This is a genomic window from uncultured Vibrio sp. (assembly GCF_947488985.1).
Classification (GTDB): domain Bacteria; phylum Pseudomonadota; class Gammaproteobacteria; order Enterobacterales; family Vibrionaceae; genus Vibrio.
Genome location: NZ_CANLBV010000293.1, coordinates 1 through 494, shown reverse-complemented (window position 1 = coordinate 494; position 494 = coordinate 1). Strand labels below are relative to the sequence as shown.

Below are 494 nucleotides of genomic sequence, written 5' to 3'. Positions count from 1 at the left end.
CAGGCTCTTTGGCATCTCGAATTAATGATAACTTTCAAGTTCTCAAGCCTGCATCTTCAAGTTGAACGAGTATAGACCAAAAAACAGTTCGAAGCGGCATTTTTTCAGTTTTGACCATCGTACGCATTTTAACTTCAATTGAGGCATTTTCGCCTTAAGCAAAATAGAGGTAGTCCCCATGGATAGAGAGTTACTAGCAAAGAAATTGTACAGTCAGCGTGTGAATTCACTGGCGGGCGACACGGTTCTAGACGGCAATGTTTTAGATGAAATGCGGGAAAATAAAACCTCCCCAAGTGACGCTGTCAAAGCCGTTCAGCCTTGCGAACACGCTTTTGAAGGTGCGCCTTGGTTGTCTCGCTACCTTAGCCGAAAATAAAACGATGGCTTAATGCTTAAAAAACGATTATTGAATGCCTAGGGCGTGTTGATCTTTCGTGAGTATTTTTTGAACAGTATGGTAAAAAGTTATAATTTGCTTTGTCAAAAGTAAA

1 protein-coding gene is annotated in these 494 nt (G+C 40.9%); it reads left to right on the top strand.

Annotated elements, in window-relative coordinates:
- The first annotated feature begins 178 nt into the window (after positions 1 to 178).
- Positions 179 to 379, top strand: coding sequence for a hypothetical protein (locus Q1A70_RS20400; protein ID WP_299695884.1), 201 nt, complete (start codon positions 179 to 181; stop codon positions 377 to 379).
- The last annotated feature ends 115 nt before the right edge of the window (positions 380 to 494 follow it).

Excerpts from the sequence above, each read along its gene's own strand:
- Q1A70_RS20400 (WP_299695884.1), top strand. The coding sequence starts at position 179 with ATGGATAGAGAGTTACTAGCAAAGAAATTGTACAGTCAGCGTGTGAAT.